Origin of the sequence: Enterobacter sp. AN-K1 (assembly GCF_020971765.1) — a bacterium.
GTDB lineage: Bacteria > Pseudomonadota > Gammaproteobacteria > Enterobacterales > Enterobacteriaceae > Enterobacter > Enterobacter hormaechei_C.
On sequence record NZ_CP087390.1, the window covers coordinates 256227 to 277430 of the forward strand.

Consider the following 21204-nt stretch of genomic DNA (forward strand, 5'->3'; position numbering starts at 1 on the left):
ACTTAGTTATCTTACATAGTTACCGCATAGCCTATTAAAATAAGCATTAAATGCGCTCATGCTCAAGATGAATCCGTTCATGAGTTATTATAACTTTCAACAATACTAATCTGTGTGCGACTGATGGCCCTAAAAACACCCCAAATTACGCCGACACGAAAGATCGTTGTCCGTACGGTAAGCCAGGCTCTGCCCCGTGCACATTATCAGCGTTGCCCCCAGTGCGATACGCTTTTTATGTTGCCGAAGATGAAATCGCACCAAAGTGCTTTTTGTCCTTGCTGTGATGCCAAAATTCGCGATGGCCGGGACTGGTCATTGACGCGTCTGGCGGCAATGGCTGTCACCATGCTGCTGCTGATGCCCTTCGCCTGGACCGAGCCGCTGTTAAAGCTCTACCTGCTTGGCGTGCGTATTGACGCTAACGTGTTGCAGGGGATCTGGCAGATGACGCGCCAGGGCGATCCGCTTACGGCCGCCATGGTGCTGTTCTGCGTCGTCGGCGCGCCGTTGGTGCTGGTCGCGGCAATTGCCTACCTGTGGTTTGGCAACATACTGGGGATGAACCTGCGCCCTGTCCTGCTCATGCTGGAAAAGCTCAAGGAGTGGGTGATGCTGGACATCTATCTGGTAGGCATTGGCGTGGCCTCCATCAAGGTGCAGGATTATGCGTTTTTACAACCCGGCATTGGCCTTTTCGCGTTTATTTCACTGGTCCTGCTGAGTATTTTGACCCTGATTCATCTCAATGTTGAACAGCTTTGGGAGCGATTTTACCCGCAGCGCCCCGCGACCCGGCCTGATGAAAACCTGCGAGTCTGCCTGGGCTGCCATTACACCGGTTTTCCGGATAAACGCGGGAGGTGCCCACGCTGCCACATTCCGTTAAGATTGCGACGCAACTACAGCCTGCAAAAGTGCTGGGCGGCGCTAATCGCCTCCCTGGTATTTTTGTTCCCGGCCAACATGCTGCCGATCTCCGTAATTTATGTGAACGGCGCCCGTCAGGAAGATACTATCCTTTCGGGGATTATCTCTCTGGCGCACAGTAACGTGGGGGTCGCCGCCATTGTTTTCATCGCCAGTATTCTGGTGCCCTTTACCAAAGTGGTGGTGATGTTTACGCTGCTTATTAGCATTCACTTTAAATGCGAACAAGGACTACGCACCCGCATCCTGCTTCTGCGATTCGTGACCTGGATTGGTCGCTGGTCGATGTTGGATCTGTTCGTGATTTCGCTGATGATGTCGCTCATCAATCGCGATCAGTTACTTGCTTTTACCATGGGACCCGCAGCTTTTTATTTCGGCTCTGCGGTGATATTGACTATTCTTGCAGTGGAATGGCTGGACAGCCGCTTACTTTGGGACGCACATGAGTCAGGAAACGCCCGCTTCGCCGACTGAAGCGAGAATTAAAACAAAACGCCGCATTTCGCCATTCTGGTTGCTGCCTGTTATCGCGCTGATGATCGCAGGCTGGCTTATCTGGACGAGCTATGAAGATCGCGGAAGTACCATCACGATTGATTTCCAGTCTGCGGACGGCATTGTCGCCGGACGTACCCCCGTTCGCTTCCAGGGGGTGGAAGTGGGTACCGTGCAGGATATTTCCCTTGGCAAAGGGCTGAACAAAATCCAGGTCCGGGCGAGCATTAAGTCTGATATGCAGGATGCCCTGCGTGCCGAAACGCAGTTCTGGCTGGTCACGCCTAAAGCCTCCCTGGCCGGCGTTTCCGGGCTGGATGCGCTTGTGGGCGGTAACTATATCGGCATGATGCCCGGCAAAGGTGAGCCACAGGATCACTTTGTTGCGCTGGATACCCAGCCGAAATATCGGCTGAATAACGGCGATTTGATGATCCATCTCCGCGCGCCGGATTTGGGCTCGCTGAACAGTGGTTCTCTGGTCTATTTCCGCAAAATTCCGGTAGGCCGCGTTTACGACTACGCCATTAACCCGAACAAAGATGGCGTGACCATTGATGTACTCATCGAGCGCCGTTTTACCAACCTGGTGAAAAAAGGCAGCCGCTTCTGGAACGTCTCAGGCGTCGATGCCGACCTGAGCTTAAGCGGTGCGAAAGTGAAGCTTGAGAGCCTGGCGGCGCTGGTGAATGGCGCTATCGCCTTCGACTCACCTGCTAACTCCAGCCCTGCCGCCGCAGAAGATACCTTTGGCCTGTACGCCGACCTGGCGCACAGCCAGCGCGGTGTCATCGTCAAGCTGACCCTGCCGGATGCCAAAGGCCTGAAAGCCGGTTCGACCCCGCTGATGTACCAGGGTTTAGAGGTCGGGCAACTGACAAAATTAACCCTCAATGCGGGCGGCTCCGTTACCGGCGAAATGACGGTGGATCCGAGCGTGGTGGATCTCCTGCGGGATAAAACGCGCATTGAACTGCGTAATCCGAAGCTCTCCCTCAGCGACGCCAGCATCAGTTCCCTGCTGACGGGAAGCACCTTTGAGCTGATCCCCGGTGAAGGCGCGCCGAACAAAAACTTTGTTATCGCGCCGGCGGATAAAGCCCTGCTGCAAAAACCGGGCGTGTTGACGGTTACGCTGAATGCGCCGGAAAGCTACGGTATCGAAGCCGGGCAACCGCTGATCCTGCACGGTGTGCAGGTGGGCCAGGTCCTCGAACGTAAGCTGTCGGAAAAAGGGGTCTCCTTCTCCGCCGCCATCGATCCGCAGTATGGCAACCTGGTCCACAGCGACAGTAAATTTGTGGTTAACAGCCGGGTCGACGTGAAGGTGGGTCTGGACGGGGTTGAGTTCCTCGGCGCCAGCGCCAGCGAGTGGGTTAACGGCGGGATCCGCATTCTGCCGGGCAGCAAAGGTGCGCTGCGCGAGAGTTATCCGCTGTTCGCCAATCTCGACAAAGCCATTGAAAATAGCCTCGGCGACCTGCCGACCACCACGCTGACCTTAAGCGCGGAAACGCTGCCGGATGTCCAGGCAGGCTCCGTCGTGCTTTATCGTAAGTTTGAGGTGGGGGAAGTGATCACCGTTCGTCCTCGTGCGGACGCGTTTGATATCGAACTGCATATCAAGCCGGAGTACCGCAAGCTGCTCACGCCAAACAGCGTGTTCTGGGCTGAAGGCGGCGCGAAAGTGCAGCTCAACGGCAGCGGGCTGACCGTACAGGCCTCGCCTCTCTCCAGGGCCCTGCGCGGTGCGATCAGCTTCGATAACCTGAGCGGCGCGGGCGGCAACATGCGTAAAGGTGACAAGCGGATCCTCTTCCCGTCCGAAACCGCGGCGCGCGCGGTTGGGGGGCAGATTACCCTGCACACCTTTGATGCCGGTAAACTGGCGGAAGGCATGCCCATCCGCTATCTCGGCATTGATATCGGGCAGGTCCAGAAGCTGACGCTGATCACCGCGCGCAATGAAGTGCAGGCGACCGCCGTGCTTTATCCGGAATATGTGCAGACGTTCGCCCGGGCAGGCTCGCGCTTCTCGGTGGTTACGCCGCAAATTTCTGCCGCAGGGGTTGAACATCTCGACACCATACTTCAGCCGTACATTAACGTTGAACCGGGTCGCGGCAACGCGCGTCGTGAATTTGAGTTGCAGGAGGCCACCATCACCGACTCCCGTTATCTGGACGGTCTGAGCATTGTGGTTGAAGTGCCGGAAGCCGGTTCGCTGGGCATCGGTACGCCGGTCCTGTTCCGCGGCATTGAAGTAGGGACAGTAACAAGCCTGACGCTGGGTAATCTGTCCGATCGCGTGATGGTCGGCCTGCGCATCAGCCAGCGTTATCAACATCTGGTGCGCAACAACTCGGTGTTCTGGCTCGCTTCAGGCTACTCGCTGGACTTCGGCCTGACCGGTGGCGTGGTCAAAACGGGGACCTTTAATCAGTTCATTCGCGGCGGCATTGCCTTCGCGACGCCGCCTGGCACGCCTCTGGCGCCTAAGGCGCAGGCAGGTAAACACTTCCTGCTGCTGGAAAGTGAACCGAAAGAGTGGCGCGAATGGGGAACGGCGCTGCCGCGTTAATCTCGCAGGCTCCGGTGTCAACGCGCCGGAGCCTTTATGTTACACTGCGCACCTGAATGTTTCCCTGTGGTGTGCCCGTGGCTCAAAACTCCGTATTTCTTCCCGAACAATTCCTCGCACAGATGCGCGAGGCGCTTCCAGCTCATCTCTCTTTCGACAATTTCGTTGCCGCCTGCCAGCGCCCTTTGCGCCGGAGTATTCGCGTCAATACGCTGAAAATCAGCGTCGGGGCGTTTCTGGATCTCGTCTCCCCCTACGGCTGGCAATTCACGCCAGTGCCGTGGTGTGAAGAGGGTTTCTGGATCGAACGGGATGACGAGGAGAGCCTGCCGCTCGGCAGCACCGCCGAGCACCTGAGCGGGCTGTTTTATATTCAGGAAGCCAGCTCCATGCTGCCGGTTGCTGCGCTGTTTGCCGACGGGAACCAGCCTGAGCGGGTTATGGATGTCGCGGCGGCGCCGGGCTCTAAAACCACGCAGATTGCCGCCCGGATGAACAACCGCGGCGCGATCCTCGCCAACGAATTTTCCGCCAGCCGCGTTAAAGTCCTGCATGCCAATATCAGCCGCTGCGGGATCCACAACGTCGCGTTAACGCACTTCGATGGTCGCGTGTTTGGCGCTGCCCTGCCGGAAGCCTTTGATGCCATCCTGCTCGACGCGCCCTGCTCCGGCGAAGGCGTGGTGCGTAAAGATCCTGATGCGTTAAAAAACTGGTCCGTTGAAAGCAACCTGGAGATCGCCGCCACACAGCGCGAACTGATCGACAGCGCGTTTCATGCCCTGCGCCCAGGCGGGACGCTGGTTTATTCCACCTGCACCCTGAATCGCGATGAAAATGAGGACGTCTGCCTGTGGCTCAAGCAACGCTATGCGGATGCCGTCGAGTTTCTGCCGCTGGACACCCTCTTCGACTCGGCCAGTCATGCGGCCACGCCTGAAGGCTTCCTGCATGTCTTCCCGCAGATTTACGATTGCGAAGGCTTCTTTGTTGCCCGTCTGCGTAAAACCCGCGCCGTCGATCCTTTGCCTGCCCCTAAGTTTAAGGTCGGCAACTTCCCGTTCACGCCGGTCAAAGGCCGTGAGGCGGCACAGGCGCAAGCGGCTGCGAGCAAAGTCGGCCTGCACTGGGATGAGAGCCTGCGCCTCTGGATGCGTGACAAAGAGCTATGGCTGTTCCCGGTCAACATCGAACCGCTGATTGGTAAAGTGCGTTTCTCCCGCCTCGGTATTCGCCTGGCGGAGATCCACAACAAAGGCTATCGCTGGCAGCACGAAGCGGTCATTGCGCTGGCCGGCAGTGAGAACACCTTCGCCCTGACGCATCAGGAAGCGGAAGAGTGGTATCGCGGTCGTGACGTTTACCCGGAAGACGGCCCGTCACAGGATGAAGTCATCGTGACTTATCAGGGTTTTCCGCTGGGACTGGCGAAAAAAGTCGGCTCGCGGCTGAAAAACAGTTATCCGCGCGAACTGGTACGTGATGGCCGCCTGTTTACCGGTAACAACCGCAGCGCCTGAAAAAAGCGCATTTTTTTACTGGCGATTTCGCTCTCCTTGTCTAGGATCAAAAATGGGTGACTGCACTGGTCATACCAGATTTTGGGCAACAAACCGGAGAGCATTATGACGAAAACCAGCGTACGCATTGGCGCTTTTGAAATCGACGACGCTGAATTGCGCGGCGAAGCACAAGGCGAACGAACGTTAAGTATTCCCTGCAAATCCGATCCGGATTTGTGCATGCAGCTGGACGCCTGGGATGCAGATACCAGCGTCCCGGCGATCCTTGATGGGGAACATTCCGTTCTGTACCGTGAGCATTACGACAGTAAAACCGATGCCTGGGTCTTGCGTCTTGCCTGACCCAAAGAGAACCCGCCCGAAGGCGGGTTATTTATTACTGAAGCTGCGCCAGCGTCAGAAAGCCCCCGAACACCGCCCCCGTATCAATGTAGTGCAGATTGTTAAAATCGTAGCGTTTGTCCACAGGCGTATGTCCAAACCAGAAGTGATCCGCACCGCTAATGCCCTGCCCTTTGCCCACCATAAAGCCCATTAACCGGTCGCGATCCCACAGCACGCGCCGGGCATCCACCGGCTTATGCCAGACATATTCGGCGGAGGGATAATCCGCATGAGCAATCACGTTAAGACCATTTTTGCAGGTTATTTCAATAATGTGCGGCAAGTCCTGACACGCGTCGAGTAAAACCTTCGCCTGCTTTTGTTGAGCGACCGTAAGCCCGGTAAACCAGTTACCGCCATTTATCGACCAGAGACTAAACTCATTATTTTCAAGCGCATCTAACGCCATTTGCTCGTGATTACCGCGTACCGCATAAAACCAGTTTTCCTGCATCAGCTGTAAACATTTCACGCTGTCAGGTCCGCGATCGATAATATCCCCCACCGAGATCAGCAGATCCATATCAGGATTAAAATGCCGTCGTTTCAGCTCATCCATAAGCCACTGATAGCAACCATGAATATCGCTGACAACCCAGACATGACGCCAGTGTTCTCCCTCTATTTTCTGATACATAACGCCTCCTGTAAGAAGTATAGCTGCCACAGAAAATGTCATGAGCCGGCGTTGGATATCGCGAATCCAAACAAACCATAAACCAGCCGGAAATAAAGATCGCTGCGCTATTAATCCCTTATTCCCTGGCCTCTAAAATAGAGCGGAATAAAAAGAGGGATTTTCACGTGTCAAACATACACCTGCAAAACGATGTTTTTTATCCGCATCGCACAAATATTATTTCTGAACTGGTGAGAGGGAAACGCGTTCCCGGCCCAATCTGGCACAAACGTGATTACCGGTTAAAGTTCCTTCTGCGCTCGCTTTTATTCTGGTCCTCCACCCATCGCATGCTGGAGGCGCTATCCGGGCGCGATGATTTCGACAGGCTGCTCACCTCTCAAATTACCTTGCCGAGCAAAACTCACCGCCAGTATCTGATGCGCGGCCTGAACTCAAACGACCGGGCCGATGCTATCGTCAGCCACTATCAGTGGATTGATAGTCTGAAAAACATCGCCCTCGCCCACGCGCTGACCAGCCCGCAAGAGGTGCCGGTTGTCCGGTTCGAGGCAAAAAACGGCGAAATCTTTACCGTCCACGCCTCGTCCGCAGGTAAGGCCGAACGCGAAGGCGAAAGCACGCTTTGGCTGCACGACAATGACAATACGCTGCTTGCCAGCCTGACGTTCTGTGTCGCACGCAGTAACGGCCGTATGGTGCTGGTTATCGGCGGCCTTCAGGGTCCACGTCGTCATGTTTCACGGGAGTTGATTAAGCAGGCTACCCGTGCCTGCCATGGGCTTTTCCCGAAACGCGTGCTGATGGAGGTGATCTTCCAGCTTGCCTCACGCTCGAACATCAGCGCGATTTTTGCCGTCAGCGATGAAGGCCATGTTTTCCGCGCGCTGCGCTACCGTCTGAGCAAAGGCCGTCATTTTCACGCCAGCTACGACGAGTTCTGGGAAGGCCTGAACGGAAAGAAACTCTCCCCCTTCTGCTGGCAGTTGCCGCTCCAGATGGAGCGTAAAGCGCTGGGGGAGATTGCCAGCAAAAAACGCGCCGAATACCGTCGCCGCTTTGCGTTACTAGATGATATTGCGGCTTGCGTACAGGCGCGCATTGATCCCGCAGTCGTCTCAGGCAAAAAACAAACAAAAATTTAACAAAACAGCCAAAAAGGACTGGACTTACGCCTGCCGGGTTGTGGTATGTTTGAAGCAGGCGCACAGGAAGTGAACCTTATGCTGAGACGAAAACCGGATTTTACCGTTTATTTTCATGCAGATAAAAAGAGACCGAATACGATTCCTGTATTCGGTCCAGGGAAATGGCTCTTGGGAGAGAGCCGTGCGCTAAAAGTTGGCATTAATGCAGGCTCAATCGCCTTGCCCTTTAAGAATAGATGACGACGTCAGGTTTTCCAGTCCACAGTAAAAGTGGTCTGAAAAAAAGCGTCAGAACATCACTAAATGTGAAAAACCGCAGAGCTTTTACAAGCACCTGCGGTTTTTTTTTACTGGAAACCTGACGGCTAACAGAGCTTTTCAGCGCGCTCAATAAACGGTGCCAGACTCTTCTTCTGCCCGGGGTTTGCCGGGTCATCTACCTGGATCACGCTGACAGGCTGTCCGTTACTTTTCCCGCTGGCAACCTGCTGCTCCGCCACGTCATTTAACGGATACTGCACGAGCGTACTGGGATTGATGACATACAGCGCGTTACCGGGACGGCAGGTGAGCATGACCTCTTCACGATTAAATGCCCAGTTGTCCTTGCCCACTTCAAACCGGCTGACGGTGATGACCTGCGGCGCGGCTAACGCACTGCTGGCACAGGTGAGAAGTAAAAGAGAAAGCAGTGTCTTTTTCATATGTTATTTAACCTTGTCAGAAGGGTTCCCAGGTCGCGAACAGGCTGACGGCCGCCAGTACCAGCGCGCCCAGCACCACCTCTGCCTGTGTCATCCTGATAAAAATCTGTTGTTCCCGCCCGGCCTCCGGGCGAAAGCGTGGCACAAGAAAATACCGATTCGCCAGCGCAATTGCCACCATCATCATGACCAGCACACATTTGAACAACAACAGCTGGACATAAGGCGCCTGCCACGGCACGTTTATGCCAACAATAAAGAGCGTATTGATTATCCCGGTCAGCAGCACGCCCGCCACGGCGTAATGCCCCACGCGGGAGAAGCGCATCATGGTAAAGATAGCGGCTGGCTGCCAGCGGCCTTTCGCCAGACGCATGCAAAACAGCAGCGGCAGTAAACCACCCACCCAGGTCGCGGCGCAGAGCAGGTGAAGCGCATGGTTGAGACGATGCAACGCTCCCGGTGCGCCACCGTTCATCGCGGCATGTCCCACGCCCGCCAGCAACACCAGCTGCCCCATCGCGAGCAGTAACAGCCGTGAGCCTTTTTGCGGGGTAAGCCAGGCAGCGCCCGCCGTCACAGCGGCCAGTACCATCTGCCATAACCAGACGCCGCCAAATTGCGTTCCCAGCACGCTTCGCCAGACCGCCGGGCGAATGACATCGCCCCAGCCGTTGCCCATCAACCCACTTTGCAGGCCGAACATCAGCAGAGCCGCCATCAGGCTGATTAAGGCCGCGAGTTTCTGCTGCCGCTGGAAACGCCGGGTCATGAGACGCTGCAACGAAGACGGCGCAAACCAGACGCTGTAAAGCGCGTTGCCAAAAACCAGCATCAGCGCAGCAAAATGGATAAAGCGTAACGCGACGTAGCTCAGGGCCAGCATGCTATTTCACGCTAAAATGATAGCTGCCCTTGGTTTTGTGGCCATCCACGGAGACCACATGCCAGTCCACCGTGTAGGTGCCGGACGTCAACGGTTTCTCAAGAGGAACAATCAGCTTTGCGTTATCCTTCTCGTCACGCTTCACTGCGCCCGTCTGGATCTTGTGCTGCTGCGCGTCCGTCACCACCACGCCGCTGAAGGTAGGCTCAATGCCTTCCGAGAAGTTCAGCGTAATGACCTCTGGTGCCACCGCGACGGTATTTGCCTGCGGGGATTGCTGCTTAAGATGCGCATGGGCCAGAACTGAGGGCGTGATGGCTGAAGAGAGCAGAAAGACCAGCGCGCACGCGACACGGGAAGGGGTAAAATGCATCACAATCATTCCTTTTCGTTATGCCTGAATGCTAAAGAATAACTCTGTATAATTAACGAGTCGAGGAACATCCTTTGCTCCCTTGTCATCGTTGAACAATCGCGGTAACGTTGCCGCCGCAGAAAAAGGAGAAGGAAATGAACGTTAACCTGGCCGCCCTTCCTCAGGACGAGATGGACAAAGTGAATGTCGATCTCGCCGCCGCGGGCGTCGCATTCAAAGAGCGTTACAACATGCCCGTCGTGGCTGAAGTGGTAGAGCGTGAACAACCCGCGCATCTGCGCGACTGGTTTCGCGAACGTCTCATTGCGCATCGCCTCGCCTCCGTCAATCTCTCGCGCCTGCCGTACGAACCTAAAGTTAAATAAGCTTAACGTCTCGTTACACTTCCTTACGCGTTATGTGGCAGGATAAGAAAACCCTGATAAGTTTAGGTGTAATCTTAAAATCCCAGCGACTTAGTGTATAAGGAAGTCACGATGTCACGATGGAATATTGCCGCGGCTCAGTATGCCCCGCGGCACAACTGTGTTGATGAGCACGTAAAACATCACCTGCACTTTATTGCCGAGGCTGCCGGGCATGGGTGCGATTTAATCGTCTTTCCGGAGCTTTCGCTTACCGGCCCTGGCGGAACAACCTTACCCCCACCCCCTGACGATTTGCAGCTTGCCCCCCTCCTTCACGCCGCGCAGTCACGTTTCATCACGGTGATTGCTGGTATTACGCTCCAGCAACACGGCCAGCGCCAGAAAGGACTCGCGCTTTTCACCCCTAACCTTTCGACCATCCGGCGTTATCCGCAGGGCAACGGTGCGGGTGTTATTCCTGGCGATAAACGGTTAACCATCGTGGATAACCAGGCTGACGCCCCGGCACTGGACCCGGAGGCAACGCTGTTCACCAGCAGCCTGGCCGTGGGCGAGCACCGCTGGCGGCAATCCATCGGTTCGTTACAACGCTTCGCGCACAAGTATGCCATCGCGGTATTAATGGCGAACGCGCGCGGCGGTAGCGCGTTATGGGATGAAAAAGGTCAGCTGATTGTACGTGCCGATAAGGGAGAACTGCTGCTAACCGGTTCTTTAGGCCAACAGGGTTGGCAAGGCGATATCATTCCATTAGGCTAGGCATTTTAGGATCAGGAGCGATCAATGCTGCGCGTTATCGATACCGAAACCTGTGATTTGCAGGGTGGAATTGTGGAAGTCGCTTCTGTCGACGTGATTGACGGAAAGATAGTCAACCCAATGAGCCATCTGGTGCGCCCGGATCGTCCCATCAGTGCGCAGGCGATGGCGATACATCGCATTACGGAATCGATGGTGGCGGATAAGCCGTGGATTGAAGAGATCATCCCTCTTTACCACGGTAGCCAGTGGTATGTGGCCCATAACGCCAGCTTTGACCGCCGCGTGCTGCCGGCGATGCCCGGCGAATGGATTTGCACTATGAAGCTGGCGCGCCGTCTGTGGCCGGGGATCAAATACAGCAATATGGCGCTGTATAAGTCGCGTAAACTCAGCGTGCGGACGCCGGAAGGGCTGCATCATCACCGCGCTCTTTACGACTGCTACATCACCGCAGCGCTCCTGATTGATATCATGAATACTTCCGGCTGGACGCCAGACGATATGGCGACCATTACCGGGCGCCCCGCGCTACTGACCACCTTTACGTTCGGAAAATATCGCGGGAAGCCAGTATCGGAAGTGGCGGACAAAGATCCGGGCTATCTGCGCTGGCTGTACAACAACCTCGACAGAATGAGCCCGGAACTGCGCCTGACGCTGAAGCATTATTTAGGCGAAGCCTGAGTCCCCGCCCGGCCTGGCAGCGTATCCTGCGCCAGGCCAATTAAAAAGGCGTACTCCAGCGCCACCCCTTCATAGGATTTAAATCGCCCTGATTTCCCTCCGTGCCCCGAGTCCATATCGGTACACAGCAGCAGCAAATTATCGTCAGTTTTCAGCTCACGCAACTTCGCCACCCATTTCGCGGGCTCCCAGTACTGTACCTGGGAATCGTGCAGGCCGGTGGTCACCAGCATATGCGGATAGGCTTTCGCCTCGACGTTATCGTACGGGCTGTACTCTTTCATGTAGCGATAATAGGTTTCATCCTGCGGGTTCCCCCACTCCTCAAACTCCCCGGTGGTCAGTGGAATGGACTCATCCAGCATGGTCGTCACCACGTCCACAAACGGCACCTGGGCGATAACGCCTTTAAACAGTTCAGGCCGCTGGTTGATCACGGCGCCCATAAGCATGCCCCCGGCGCTGCCCCCCATGCCAAAGCAGAGCTGCGGATCGCCATAACCCTGCGCGATCAGCGCATCGCAAACATCAAGGTAGTCATTAAAGGTATTTTTCTTTTTGAGAAATTTTCCGTCTTCATACCAGTGCTGACCCAGCTCGCCGCCGCCGCGAATATGGGCAATCGCATAAACAAAACCGCGGTCGAGCAGGCTCAGCCTGCTGCTGCTGAAATCGGCGTCCATGCTGGATCCATAGGAGCCATAGCCATAGACGAGGATGGGGTTTTTACCTTTGTTGAAGTGCGCCTTGTGATAGACGAGCGACACTGGGACTTCAACGCCGTCGCGTGCGGTCACCCACAGGTGCTCACTGCGATAATTTTCCGACTCAAAACCCCGGACCTCAGCCTGTTTAATCACCTGACGCTGCCCGGTGTCCATATCCAGTTCAAACAACGTATCCGGGGTGGTCATCGACGAATAGCCGTACCGCAGGCGGGACGATTCCGGTTCCGGGTTAAAGCCGATCCACGTTACGTAAGCCGGGTCATCGAACGCAATGCCCACCACTTCGCGGGTTTTGCGGTTGATTTGGCGGATACTGGTCAGTCCGCGCTGACGCTCTTCCACCACCAGCCAGTCGGTAAACAGGGTGAACCCCTCCAGCATCACCTGATCGCGCGCGGGAATTAACACTTCCCATTTGCGTTCATCGCGCACTTTGGTTTTATAAAGGCCAAAGTTTTTGCCCTCGCGGTTCGAACGCAGGTAAAAGCTGTGCTGGAAGTGATCCAGGCTGTACTCATGATCTTTACGGCGCGGCAGGAAGCACAGAGGCTGCGCATCCGGCAGCTCTGCATCCAGCAGCAGCACTTCTGAGGTGGTGGCGCTGGAGAGGAAAATGATCACGTAGTGGCGAGACGACGTTTTGTGCAGGCTGACATAGAACGTCTCGTCTTTTTCCTCATACACCAGTTCATCGTCGGCGGAATCGGTCCCCACCGTATGACGCCAGACCTGATAAGGCAGCAGCGTTGAGGCATGCTTTTTAACGTAGTAGACCGTTTCTGAATCGTTACCCCAGACGAAATCGGGGGAGACATTATCCAGCATCTCGGGATACCAGTTTCCCGTTTCAAGATTGCGGAAACGCAAACCGTACTGGCGGCGGGAGAGGTAATCCTCAGCCAGCGCCATAATGGCGTTATCGGGGGAAATGGACATGCCTCCCAGCGTATAAAACTCACTGTGGGCCGCACGTTTGTTGGCATCCAGCAGGATCTCCCATTCATCCCACTCGGCGCTCAGCACAGACTGGCGCTGGTAGATGGGATATTCATTTCCCGGCTCATAAATATGGCGATAGCGATAACCGTTTTTGCACCACGGGGCAGAGACATCACGCTGGGGGATACGCTGCACCATTTCCTTCAGAAGTTGATCCTGAAGCGCCTGCTGGCTGGCCATGACCTGACGGCCATAGTCGTTTTCCTCGTGCAGATAGTCGAGCACCTCTGGCCGGGAACGAGAATCGTCCCGCAGCCAGTAGTAGTTATCGATACGCGTATCGCCATGCGTGGTGATCGCATAAGGAGTACGTCGGGCTTTTGGAGGCATGGCATTCTTACTTTTTCGTTTTACATCCTATAAGGTTGGCAAAACACGCGTATGATGCAAGCGAAACATGGCCTTCTAGCCCACGAGGGTCTGCTTCTGCTGCTGAATATCCTGCTCAATTCCCTCACGAACGTCCTGTGGGATCTTCAGCGCATCGCCCAGGGCGTTCAGGTAGCTGCGCTCCATAAAGTGATCGATATCGATGGCGGCACAGCTCAGAAAATAGAGTTCCAGCGCCTCTTCTTCGTTTTTCACGCTTTGCGCCAGACGCTGCGGATCAAGCGGCTGTTCGATGGCCTGCGCCACCAGCGCCCTGCCCTGCTCCTCAACGCCCGCTTCCCGCATCTGCTGTTCAATTGCGGCACGTTCACTGGCATCAATATGCCCGTCGCTCTTGGCCGCAAAGACCAGGGCGAGGATCAACCGCTCGGTGCGTAAATCTAACGGCGATACCTGCTTCCCGTACTGCGGTTCATCCTGATGCGCGCTGCGCACCTTGTCTTTGTATTTGTTCCATAAGACGGAGCCTGCAATAGCCCCTCCGCCCGCCAGCAGCGCGCCGGTACCGTATTTGGTAAGCAGTTTCCGCGATGATTTATTGGCAACCAGCAAACCGGCCAGCCCGCCGAGCGCACCCGGCACCAGCAGCTTGCTCAGACCCTGCTCGCCGGACGACGAGCCTTTTTGTCCCAACAGGGATTGCAGTTGATTCATCCAGCCTGACATATTTTTCCTCACGTAACAGTGCGTAACCTTCACAGCCTAAGCGAGCGGGTGTCAGGAAATGTCTGTCAGTACTAAAGAAGCGCAAATTTCCCTGCTGTCCGGTTATCCCCATACAAGACAGACGCAAACGTTTTCGTTTATACTGCCCGCATCTTTTTCAGGGGGATTTTTATGACTCGTTTAGGAACCGCGCTGCGTCCCGCCGCGACGCGCGTCATGCTGTTGGGATCGGGTGAACTGGGTAAAGAAGTGGCCATTGAATGCCAGCGTTTAGGTGTGGAAGTGATTGCGGTGGACCGTTACGCGAATGCGCCCGCCATGCACGTCGCGCATCGCTCGCACGTCATCGATATGCTTGACGGTAATGCGCTGCGGGGGTTAATTGCCGACGAAAAACCGGATTTCGTGGTACCTGAAATTGAGGCCATTGCCACTGAGATGTTGATTGCCCTTGAACAGGAAGGCCAGCGCGTGGTGCCCTGCGCCACTGCGGCAAAACTGACCATGAACCGGGAAGGCATTCGTCGCCTGGCGGCAGAAGAATTACAGCTCCCGACCTCCAGCTACCGTTTTACCGGGGATAAAGCTGCGTTTCTCCAGGCCGTAGAGGAGATTGGCTACCCGTGCATCATTAAGCCGGTAATGAGCTCCTCCGGCAAAGGGCAGAGCTTTATCCGCGACAGCAGCACGCTGGACAACGCCTGGGACTATGCCCAGCAGGGAGGCCGAGCCGGGGCCGGGCGCGTCATCGTGGAAGGCGTGGTGAAGTTTGATTTTGAAATTACCCTGCTCACCGTCAGCGCCGTGGATGGCGTTTATTTCTGCGACCCGATTGGTCATCGGCAGGAAGACGGCGATTATCGCGAATCCTGGCAGCCGCAGCAGATGAGCGCGCTGGCGCTGGCACGCGCACAGGAGATCGCCCGCAAGACGGTGCTGGCGCTGGGCGGCTACGGCCTGTTCGGCGTGGAATTGTTTGTTTGCGGCGACGAGGTGATCTTCAGCGAAGTCTCCCCTCGTCCGCACGATACCGGGATGGTTACGCTGATTTCACAGGATCTCTCTGAGTTCGCGCTGCATGTACGCGCTTTCCTCGGCCTGCCGGTTGGCGGCATCCGTCAGTACGGCCCGGCAGCCTCGGCGGTGATCCTGCCGCATCTGACCAGCCAGAATGTCACCTTTGATAACGTCGAAGGTGCGGTTGGCGCAGGCTTGCAGGTCCGGCTGTTCGGCAAACCGGAGATCGACGGAAGCCGTCGTCTGGGCGTGGCATTAGCGACCGGGGAAAATGTGGACGAAGCCGTCGCGAGAGCAAAAAGAGCGGCTGCGAACGTCAGCGTAGCAGGATAAAAAAACGGGCCGAAAGGCCCGTTTTAACTGTCTGGCTGGCCGGGTTAGGCGCAGCCGACACCCGGCAAACAAACTTACTGTTTCGCGCCTTCTACCGCTTCGCGAGCCAGTTTAGTGATGCGATCCCAGTCGCCTGCTTCCAGCGCATCCGCCGGAACCAGCCAGGAGCCGCCGATGCACAGCACGCTTTTCAGCGCCAGATAGTCACGGTAGTTGGCCGGAGAGATGCCGCCCGTTGGGCAGAAACGCACCTGGGAGAATGGGCCCGCAATGGCCTGCAACGCTTTGGTGCCGCCGTTCGCTTCAGCCGGGAAGAATTTGAACTCTTTCAGGCCGTAGTCCATGCCCAGCATCAGTTCAGAAACGGTGCTGATACCCGGGATCAGCGGAATAGAACCTTCGGTTGCGGCTTTCAGTAGCGGCTCAGTCAGCCCCGGGCTGATGGCAAACTGTGCGCCCGCTTCGGTCACTTCCGCCAGCTGCTGCGCATTCAGAACCGTACCGGCACCAATGATCGCTTCCGGCACTTCTTTGGCGATAGCACGGATCGCATCCATCGCACAGGCGGTACGCAGGGTCACTTCCAGAACGCGAACGCCACCCGCAACCAGTGCCTTCGCCATTGGGACAGCGTGCTCCAGTTTGTTTACCACAATAACCGGCACGACAGGGCCAGTGGTCAGGATTGCTTCTGCACTTGTTTTCCAGTTTTTCATCAGAGTTTTCTCTCGCCAGATCGTTAAAATCAAGTCGTCTTAAAACGTAATACAGGTTGCGCCCTGCTCCGCACCGGAGAGTTTCTCACGCAACGCACCAAACATTTCGCGTCCGGTACCCACGCGTGACGCGCTCAGGTCAGGAATATGTGGCTGACGCGCCGCCAGCTCTGCTTCATCCACCAGCAGGGTTAACTCGCCTGTCTGACCGTTAACGCGGATCATGTCACCATCACGCACTTTCGCCAGCAGGCCGCCGTCGTAGGCTTCCGGGGTGACATGAATCGCTGAAGGCACTTTACCGGATGCCCCTGAAAGGCGTCCATCGGTTACCAGTGCGATTTTGAAACGGCGGTCCAATAATACACCAAGCGGCGGCATAAGTTTATGTAATTCTGGCATCCCGTTCGCTTTTGGTCCCTGATGACGCACCACGACCACACAGTCTTTATCAAGCAGACCCGCGTCAAAGGCAGGTAAAACGTCGTGCTGGCTTTCAAACACCACCGCCGGGGCTTCGATAACCTGATTCTCTTCCGGCACGGCAGAGGTTTTCATCACGGCACGTCCAAGGTTACCGCTCAGCACTTTGGTGCCGCCGTGAGGAGAGAACGGCTGTTCGAAGGTTGCGATAACCTGAGGATCGAGCGAGTCGCTTGCCCCTTCGCGCCAGTCCAGCTCACCGTTGTTCAGCCAGGGTTCAAGGGTATAGCGATGCAGGCCAAAGCCCGCCACCGTGTTGACATCCTCATGCAGCAGGCCGCCTTTCAGCAGCTCGCGCATCAGCACCGGCACGCCGCCCGCGGCCTGGAAGTGGTTGATGTCCGCCGGACCGTTCGGGTACAGACGCGCCATCAGCGGTACCACGGAGGAGATATCGGAGAAGTCATCCCAGTTGATCAGAATGCCCGCCGCGCGCGCCATCGCGACAAGGTGCATGGTATGGTTGGTTGAACCGCCGGTCGCCAGCAGGGCGACAATCCCGTTTACGATGACTTTTTCATCCACCATTTTGCCCATTGGCATCCACTCGTTGCCGTTACCGGTCAGGCGCGTCACCTGACGGGCTGCGGCTTCGGTCAGCGCTTTACGCAGTGGCGCATCCGGCTGGATGAACGACGAGCCCGGCAGCTGCATACCCATAAACTCCACCACCATCTGGTTGGTGTTGGCCGTACCGTAGAACGTACAGGTGCCCGGCGCATGATAGGACGCGGCTTCCGCTTCCAGCAGTGCCTGACGGTCCGCTTTTCCTTCGGCATACAGCTGGCGGATACGGACTTTTTCCTTGTTTGGCAGACCACTAGCCATCGGGCCTGACGGCACAAAAATCGCTGGCAGATGGCCAAACGACAGCGCGGCCATCACCAGCCCCGGGACGATTTTGTCGCACACGCCCAGATAGAGCGCGCCATCAAACATGTTGTGAGAGAGGCCCACTGCCGCCGACATGGCGATCACTTCGCGGCTCAGCAAGGACAGCTCCATACCGTCCTGGCCCTGGGTTACGCCATCACACATGGCCGGCACGCCGCCTGCAACCTGGCCCACCGCGTTCACGCTGTGCAGCGCATTGCGGATGATAGCCGGGTAGGCCTCATACGGCTGGTGGGCTGAAAGCATGTCGTTATAGGAGGTAATGATGGCGATATTGTTACGCAACATGCTTTTCAGCGCGTCTTTATCACCAGGCTGGCAGGCCGCAAAGCCGTGGGCCAGATTCCCGCAGGCCAGCTGAGAGCGATGGACAGTTTCACTCTTCGCCTGTTCGATGCGGGCAAGGTAGGCAGCACGGGTCTCTTTCGAGCGTTCAACGATGCGTTGTGTTACGCGTAACAATGTCGGATTCATAAAAGCTCCTCTAATTTATCTGTCCAGGCTCGGGAGTTTACACAGTTTCTGACGGTTGTTAACAACGCTGAAACGCCTGATATCCGGAGCACAGGGGCAAAATGTCTGAAGGGAGTGTAATAAAAAAAGCTCCGCGGGTGAATCCACGCGGAGCTTAAAAGATAAAAATTATGCCACTTGCTGTGTTAGATCATGTTACCGGTAAAATAACACCTTTGGGCTAGAGAAGGTGGTTATTCAAACTCGTTCCAGGAGCGGCCATCACGGGTGATCATCGCAACGGAGGCGACAGGTCCCCAGGTTCCCGCCTGATACGGTTTTGGCGCGTCCTGATCGGCTGCCCACGCTTCAGTGATGGAGTCGACCCACTTCCACGCCTCTTCCACTTCATCGCGGCGGACGAACAGCGCCTGGATACCACGCATGGTTTCCAGCAGCAGACGCTCGTAAGCATCGGCGAGATGCGTCTGGTTGAAGGTTTCAGAGTAGCTCAGGTCCAGCTTGGTAGTTTGCAGGTTGTGTTTGTGATCAAGGCCCGGCACTTTATTCAGGATCTGAATATCCACACCCTCGTCCGGTTGCAGACGGATGGTCAGTTTGTTCTGCGGCAGTTCCTGCCAGGATTCTTTGAACAGGTTCAGTTCCGGATTTTTGAAGTAGACCACCACTTCGGAGCATTTTGCCGGCAGACGTTTACCGGTACGCAGGTAGAACGGCACACCGGCCCAGCGCCAGTCGTCGATATCCACGCGGATCGCCACAAACGTCTCGGTGTTGCTGGACTTGTTCGCGCCCTCTTCTTCCAGATAGCCAGGAACTTTTTTCCCCTGGGCAAAACCTGCGGTGTACTGGCCGCGCACGGTTTTCTCGCGCACGTTGGAGCGGTCAATACGGCGCAGTGATTTCAGCACTTTCACTTTGGCGTCACGAATGCTGTCGGCCGTCAGATCTGACGGTGGAGACATGGCAATCATGCACAGAATTTGCAGCAGATGGTTCTGGATCATGTCCCGCATCTGGCCGGCCTGGTCGAAGTAGCCCCAACGGCCTTCGATGCCCACCTCTTCCGCCACGGTAATTTCCACGTGGTCGATAGTGCGGTTGTCCCAGTTGTTCACGAACAGGGAGTTGGCAAAACGCAGCGCCAGCAGGTTCAGTACCGTCTCTTTGCCCAGATAGTGGTCAATACGGTAAACCTGACACTCCTCAAAGAACTCGCCCACCTGGTCGTTGATTTCACGCGAGGTCGCCAGCGACGTACCCAGCGGTTTCTCCATCACCACGCGCGCCGGTTTGGCGTTCAGCTTCGCCTCGCCCAGACCTTTGCAGATGGCGCCGAAGGTGCTTGGCGGCATGGCGAAATAGTTAATAGTGACACGATTTTCCTGGTCAAGCATTTCACCCAGACGGGTAAAGGCGCCTACATCGTTGACGTCCAGGTTGCAGAAATCGAGACGCCCGCTCAGCTTATCCCAAAGGCTTTCATCGATTTTCTCTTTCATGAACGTTTCGAGCGCCTCGCGCACGACTTTGGTATAAGCCTCCTTATCCCAGTCTGCGCGTCCTACCCCAAGGATCCGGGTATCGGGATGGATCTGGCCCGCTTTTTCGAGCTGATACAGGGAAGGCAGCAATTTTCGGCGTGCAAGATCGCCTTTAGCGCCGAAAATGACCAGGTCACATGCCTGGGCTGTTTGCGTTACCGCCATGTCATTCTCCTCAGTTAGATCGCCTGGTACTCTGCCAGGTATCGTTGTAATTTTATTACAATGCACTGTACTGCTTTTACGCGTTTCCTGAAACCATTAGCGCTTAACGTCGCGTGCGATACGGTAATTTTTCGTCGCCCGGGCCATTACGCCCGTCTGATGACGCAACAAACGTCGATTCTTTGCGCAACAGGGTCAGAGCAAAACCCGACGTCGATCAAGTAATGAAAAAAAACAACAACATTTCTTGTCGACGATTACCCTTTCGGGAGTCCCGGGGGTAATATCGGCTAAATCGAATCAAGATTTCATCTCTTTATGAAATCGTTTATGCCCTCATGAGCGTCTTGTTAACAATGAACATGCTGGAAAAAATCCAGTTTCAACTGGAACACCTTAGCAAATCCGAGCGCAAAGTGGCTGAAGTTATTCTCGCCGCGCCCGCTCAGGCGATTCATTCAAGCATCGCCGCTCTGGCACAGGAATCGGGCGTCAGCGAACCGACGGTCAATCGATTCTGTCGTAGTCTGGACACGCGCGGCTTTCCTGATTTTAAACTGCATCTGGCCCAAAGTCTGGCAAACGGCACCCCGTATGTTAATCGCAATGTAGATGAAGACGACAGCGTTGATGCTTACACCGCAAAAATATTTGAATCGGCTATGGCCACGCTCGACCACGTTCGCCAGTCTCTGGACATGAGTTCAGTGAATCGCGCGGTCGATCTTCTCACGCAGGCCAAACGGATTGCCTTCTTTGGCCTTGGCTCGTCCGCCGCCGTGGCGCATGACGCCATGAATAAGTTCTTTCGCTTTAACGTGCCGGTGATTTACTCCGATGACATTGTGCTGCAACGCATGAGCTGTATGAATTGTAGTGAAGATGATGTCGTGGTACTCATCTCCCATACGGGCCGCACCAAGAGCCAGGTGGAGCTGGCGCAGCTCGCGCGTGACAACGATGCGATGGTCATCGCCCTGACGACGGCAGGTACGCCGCTGGCCAGGGAAGCGACGCTCGCTATTACCCTGGACGTACCGGAGGACACCGACATGTACATGCCGATGGTCTCCCGCCTGGCGCAGTTGACGGTCATCGACGTGCTGGCGACCGGTTTTACCTTACGCCGGGGCGCAAAATTCCGGGATAACTTGAAGCGGGTCAAGGAAGCCCTGAAAGAATCGCGTTTTGATAAAGAATTGCTTATAAAGAGCGATGTTCCCTAATAACTACGATGTACGATTTACGGCATTCGGTCCCCTCGCTACTGCCTTGCGATAGATGAAGGCCGATTCTATGTTCACGCAACAC

Annotated in this window: 20 protein-coding genes; 11 read left to right on the forward strand and 9 right to left on the reverse strand. The window is 55.9% G+C overall.

All coding sequences use genetic code 11. The features are described from left to right. The first annotated feature begins 123 nt into the window (after positions 1-123). The 4 genes from yebS (at position 124) to LOC22_RS01220 (ending at position 5874) form a co-directional block, all read left to right on the forward strand. A complete protein-coding gene (yebS, locus tag LOC22_RS01205; protein ID WP_047728099.1) occupies positions 124-1407 on the forward strand; it encodes a membrane integrity lipid transport subunit YebS in 1284 nt (427 codons plus the stop codon). Next, positions 1376-4009 carry a PqiB family protein gene (locus LOC22_RS01210; protein ID WP_047738742.1) on the forward strand — a complete coding sequence of 878 codons (2634 nt, stop codon included), beginning with the start codon at positions 1376-1378 and terminating at the stop codon, positions 4007-4009. Before yebS ends, LOC22_RS01210 begins: the two co-directional genes overlap by 32 nt. A gap of 56 nt (positions 4010-4065) precedes the next feature. Next, the gene (gene rsmF, locus LOC22_RS01215; RefSeq protein ID WP_193135691.1) at positions 4066-5529 is read left to right on the forward strand and encodes a 16S rRNA (cytosine(1407)-C(5))-methyltransferase RsmF; all 1464 of its coding nucleotides are present in this window, start codon (positions 4066-4068) and stop codon (positions 5527-5529) included. 105 nt (positions 5530-5634) lie between these two features. Beyond that, on the forward strand, positions 5635-5874 hold the full coding sequence (locus LOC22_RS01220; protein WP_006811010.1) for a YebV family protein: 240 nt from the start codon (positions 5635-5637) through the stop codon (positions 5872-5874). 34 nt (positions 5875-5908) lie between these two features. Here LOC22_RS01220 and pphA read toward each other — a convergent pair whose 3' ends face one another. After that, positions 5909-6553, reverse strand: coding sequence for a protein-serine/threonine phosphatase (pphA, locus tag LOC22_RS01225; RefSeq protein WP_193135690.1), 645 nt, complete (start codon positions 6551-6553; stop codon positions 5909-5911). Between the two features lie 167 nt (positions 6554-6720). Between pphA and LOC22_RS01230 the strand changes: the two genes are divergently transcribed. Together LOC22_RS01230 and LOC22_RS01235 are read left to right on the forward strand one after the other, a co-directional pair. Next, positions 6721-7701, forward strand: a complete 981-nt coding sequence (locus LOC22_RS01230) for a VirK/YbjX family protein (protein ID WP_230239281.1) — start codon at positions 6721-6723, stop codon at positions 7699-7701. Between the two features lie 45 nt (positions 7702-7746). Beyond that, complete coding sequence (locus LOC22_RS01235; RefSeq protein WP_193135688.1) at positions 7747-7944, forward strand: hypothetical protein; 198 nt, start codon at positions 7747-7749, stop codon at positions 7942-7944. Positions 7945-8069: 125 nt separating this feature from the next. On the opposite strand, the gene LOC22_RS01240 is transcribed toward LOC22_RS01235, so the two are convergent. From LOC22_RS01240 to yobA, 3 genes are read right to left on the reverse strand one after another with little or no spacing between them, the layout of a single operon-like run. Then, positions 8070-8408: a YebY family protein gene (locus LOC22_RS01240; protein WP_003859787.1), complete on the reverse strand. Its 339-nt coding sequence runs from the start codon at positions 8406-8408 to the stop codon at positions 8070-8072. Positions 8409-8424: 16 nt separating this feature from the next. Next, positions 8425-9294 carry a copper homeostasis membrane protein CopD gene (copD, locus tag LOC22_RS01245; protein WP_193135687.1) on the reverse strand — a complete coding sequence of 290 codons (870 nt, stop codon included), beginning with the start codon at positions 9292-9294 and terminating at the stop codon, positions 8425-8427. 1 nt (position 9295) lies between these two features. Continuing rightward, complete coding sequence (gene yobA, locus LOC22_RS01250; protein ID WP_194302691.1) at positions 9296-9667, reverse strand: CopC domain-containing protein YobA; 372 nt, start codon at positions 9665-9667, stop codon at positions 9296-9298. Between the two features lie 137 nt (positions 9668-9804). Here yobA and LOC22_RS01255 point away from each other — a divergent pair, with 137 nt between their 5' ends. From LOC22_RS01255 to exoX, 3 genes are all read left to right on the forward strand, one after another. Continuing rightward, on the forward strand, positions 9805-10035 hold the full coding sequence (locus tag LOC22_RS01255) for a DNA polymerase III subunit theta (RefSeq protein WP_003859784.1): 231 nt from the start codon (positions 9805-9807) through the stop codon (positions 10033-10035). A gap of 111 nt (positions 10036-10146) precedes the next feature. Then, the gene (locus LOC22_RS01260) at positions 10147-10797 is read left to right on the forward strand and encodes a nitrilase-related carbon-nitrogen hydrolase (protein ID WP_230239282.1); all 651 of its coding nucleotides are present in this window, start codon (positions 10147-10149) and stop codon (positions 10795-10797) included. Between the two features lie 24 nt (positions 10798-10821). Next, a complete protein-coding gene (gene exoX / locus LOC22_RS01265) occupies positions 10822-11484 on the forward strand; it encodes an exodeoxyribonuclease X (protein WP_194302659.1) in 663 nt (220 codons plus the stop codon). Here exoX and ptrB read toward each other — a convergent pair. Together ptrB and LOC22_RS01275 are read right to left on the reverse strand one after the other, a co-directional pair. Beyond that, the gene (ptrB, locus tag LOC22_RS01270; protein ID WP_062933475.1) at positions 11466-13541 is read right to left on the reverse strand and encodes an oligopeptidase B; all 2076 of its coding nucleotides are present in this window, start codon (positions 13539-13541) and stop codon (positions 11466-11468) included. The two genes, exoX and ptrB, sit on opposite strands and share 19 nt — an antisense overlap. Positions 13542-13616: 75 nt before the next feature. Beyond that, positions 13617-14267 (reverse strand): tellurite resistance TerB family protein, encoded by a 651-nt coding sequence (locus LOC22_RS01275; protein ID WP_015570286.1) that lies wholly within the window; start codon positions 14265-14267, stop codon positions 13617-13619. A 171-nt stretch (positions 14268-14438) separates the two neighbouring features. Between LOC22_RS01275 and purT the strand changes: the two genes are divergently transcribed. Beyond that, complete coding sequence (gene purT / locus LOC22_RS01280) at positions 14439-15617, forward strand: formate-dependent phosphoribosylglycinamide formyltransferase (protein ID WP_230239283.1); 1179 nt, start codon at positions 14439-14441, stop codon at positions 15615-15617. 74 nt (positions 15618-15691) lie between these two features. On the opposite strand, the gene kdgA is transcribed toward purT, so the two are convergent. From kdgA to zwf, 3 genes are all read right to left on the reverse strand, one after another. After that, a complete protein-coding gene (gene kdgA, locus LOC22_RS01285) occupies positions 15692-16333 on the reverse strand; it encodes a bifunctional 4-hydroxy-2-oxoglutarate aldolase/2-dehydro-3-deoxy-phosphogluconate aldolase (RefSeq protein WP_003859774.1) in 642 nt (213 codons plus the stop codon). 39 nt (positions 16334-16372) lie between these two features. Then, on the reverse strand, positions 16373-18184 hold the full coding sequence (edd, locus tag LOC22_RS01290) for a phosphogluconate dehydratase (protein ID WP_017384346.1): 1812 nt from the start codon (positions 18182-18184) through the stop codon (positions 16373-16375). 233 nt (positions 18185-18417) lie between these two features. Continuing rightward, on the reverse strand, positions 18418-19893 hold the full coding sequence (gene zwf / locus LOC22_RS01295) for a glucose-6-phosphate dehydrogenase (RefSeq protein ID WP_003859771.1): 1476 nt from the start codon (positions 19891-19893) through the stop codon (positions 18418-18420). A gap of 356 nt (positions 19894-20249) precedes the next feature. Between zwf and LOC22_RS01300 the strand changes: the two genes are divergently transcribed. Then, complete coding sequence (locus tag LOC22_RS01300) at positions 20250-21119, forward strand: MurR/RpiR family transcriptional regulator (protein WP_003859769.1); 870 nt, start codon at positions 20250-20252, stop codon at positions 21117-21119. The last annotated feature ends 85 nt before the right edge of the window (positions 21120-21204 follow it).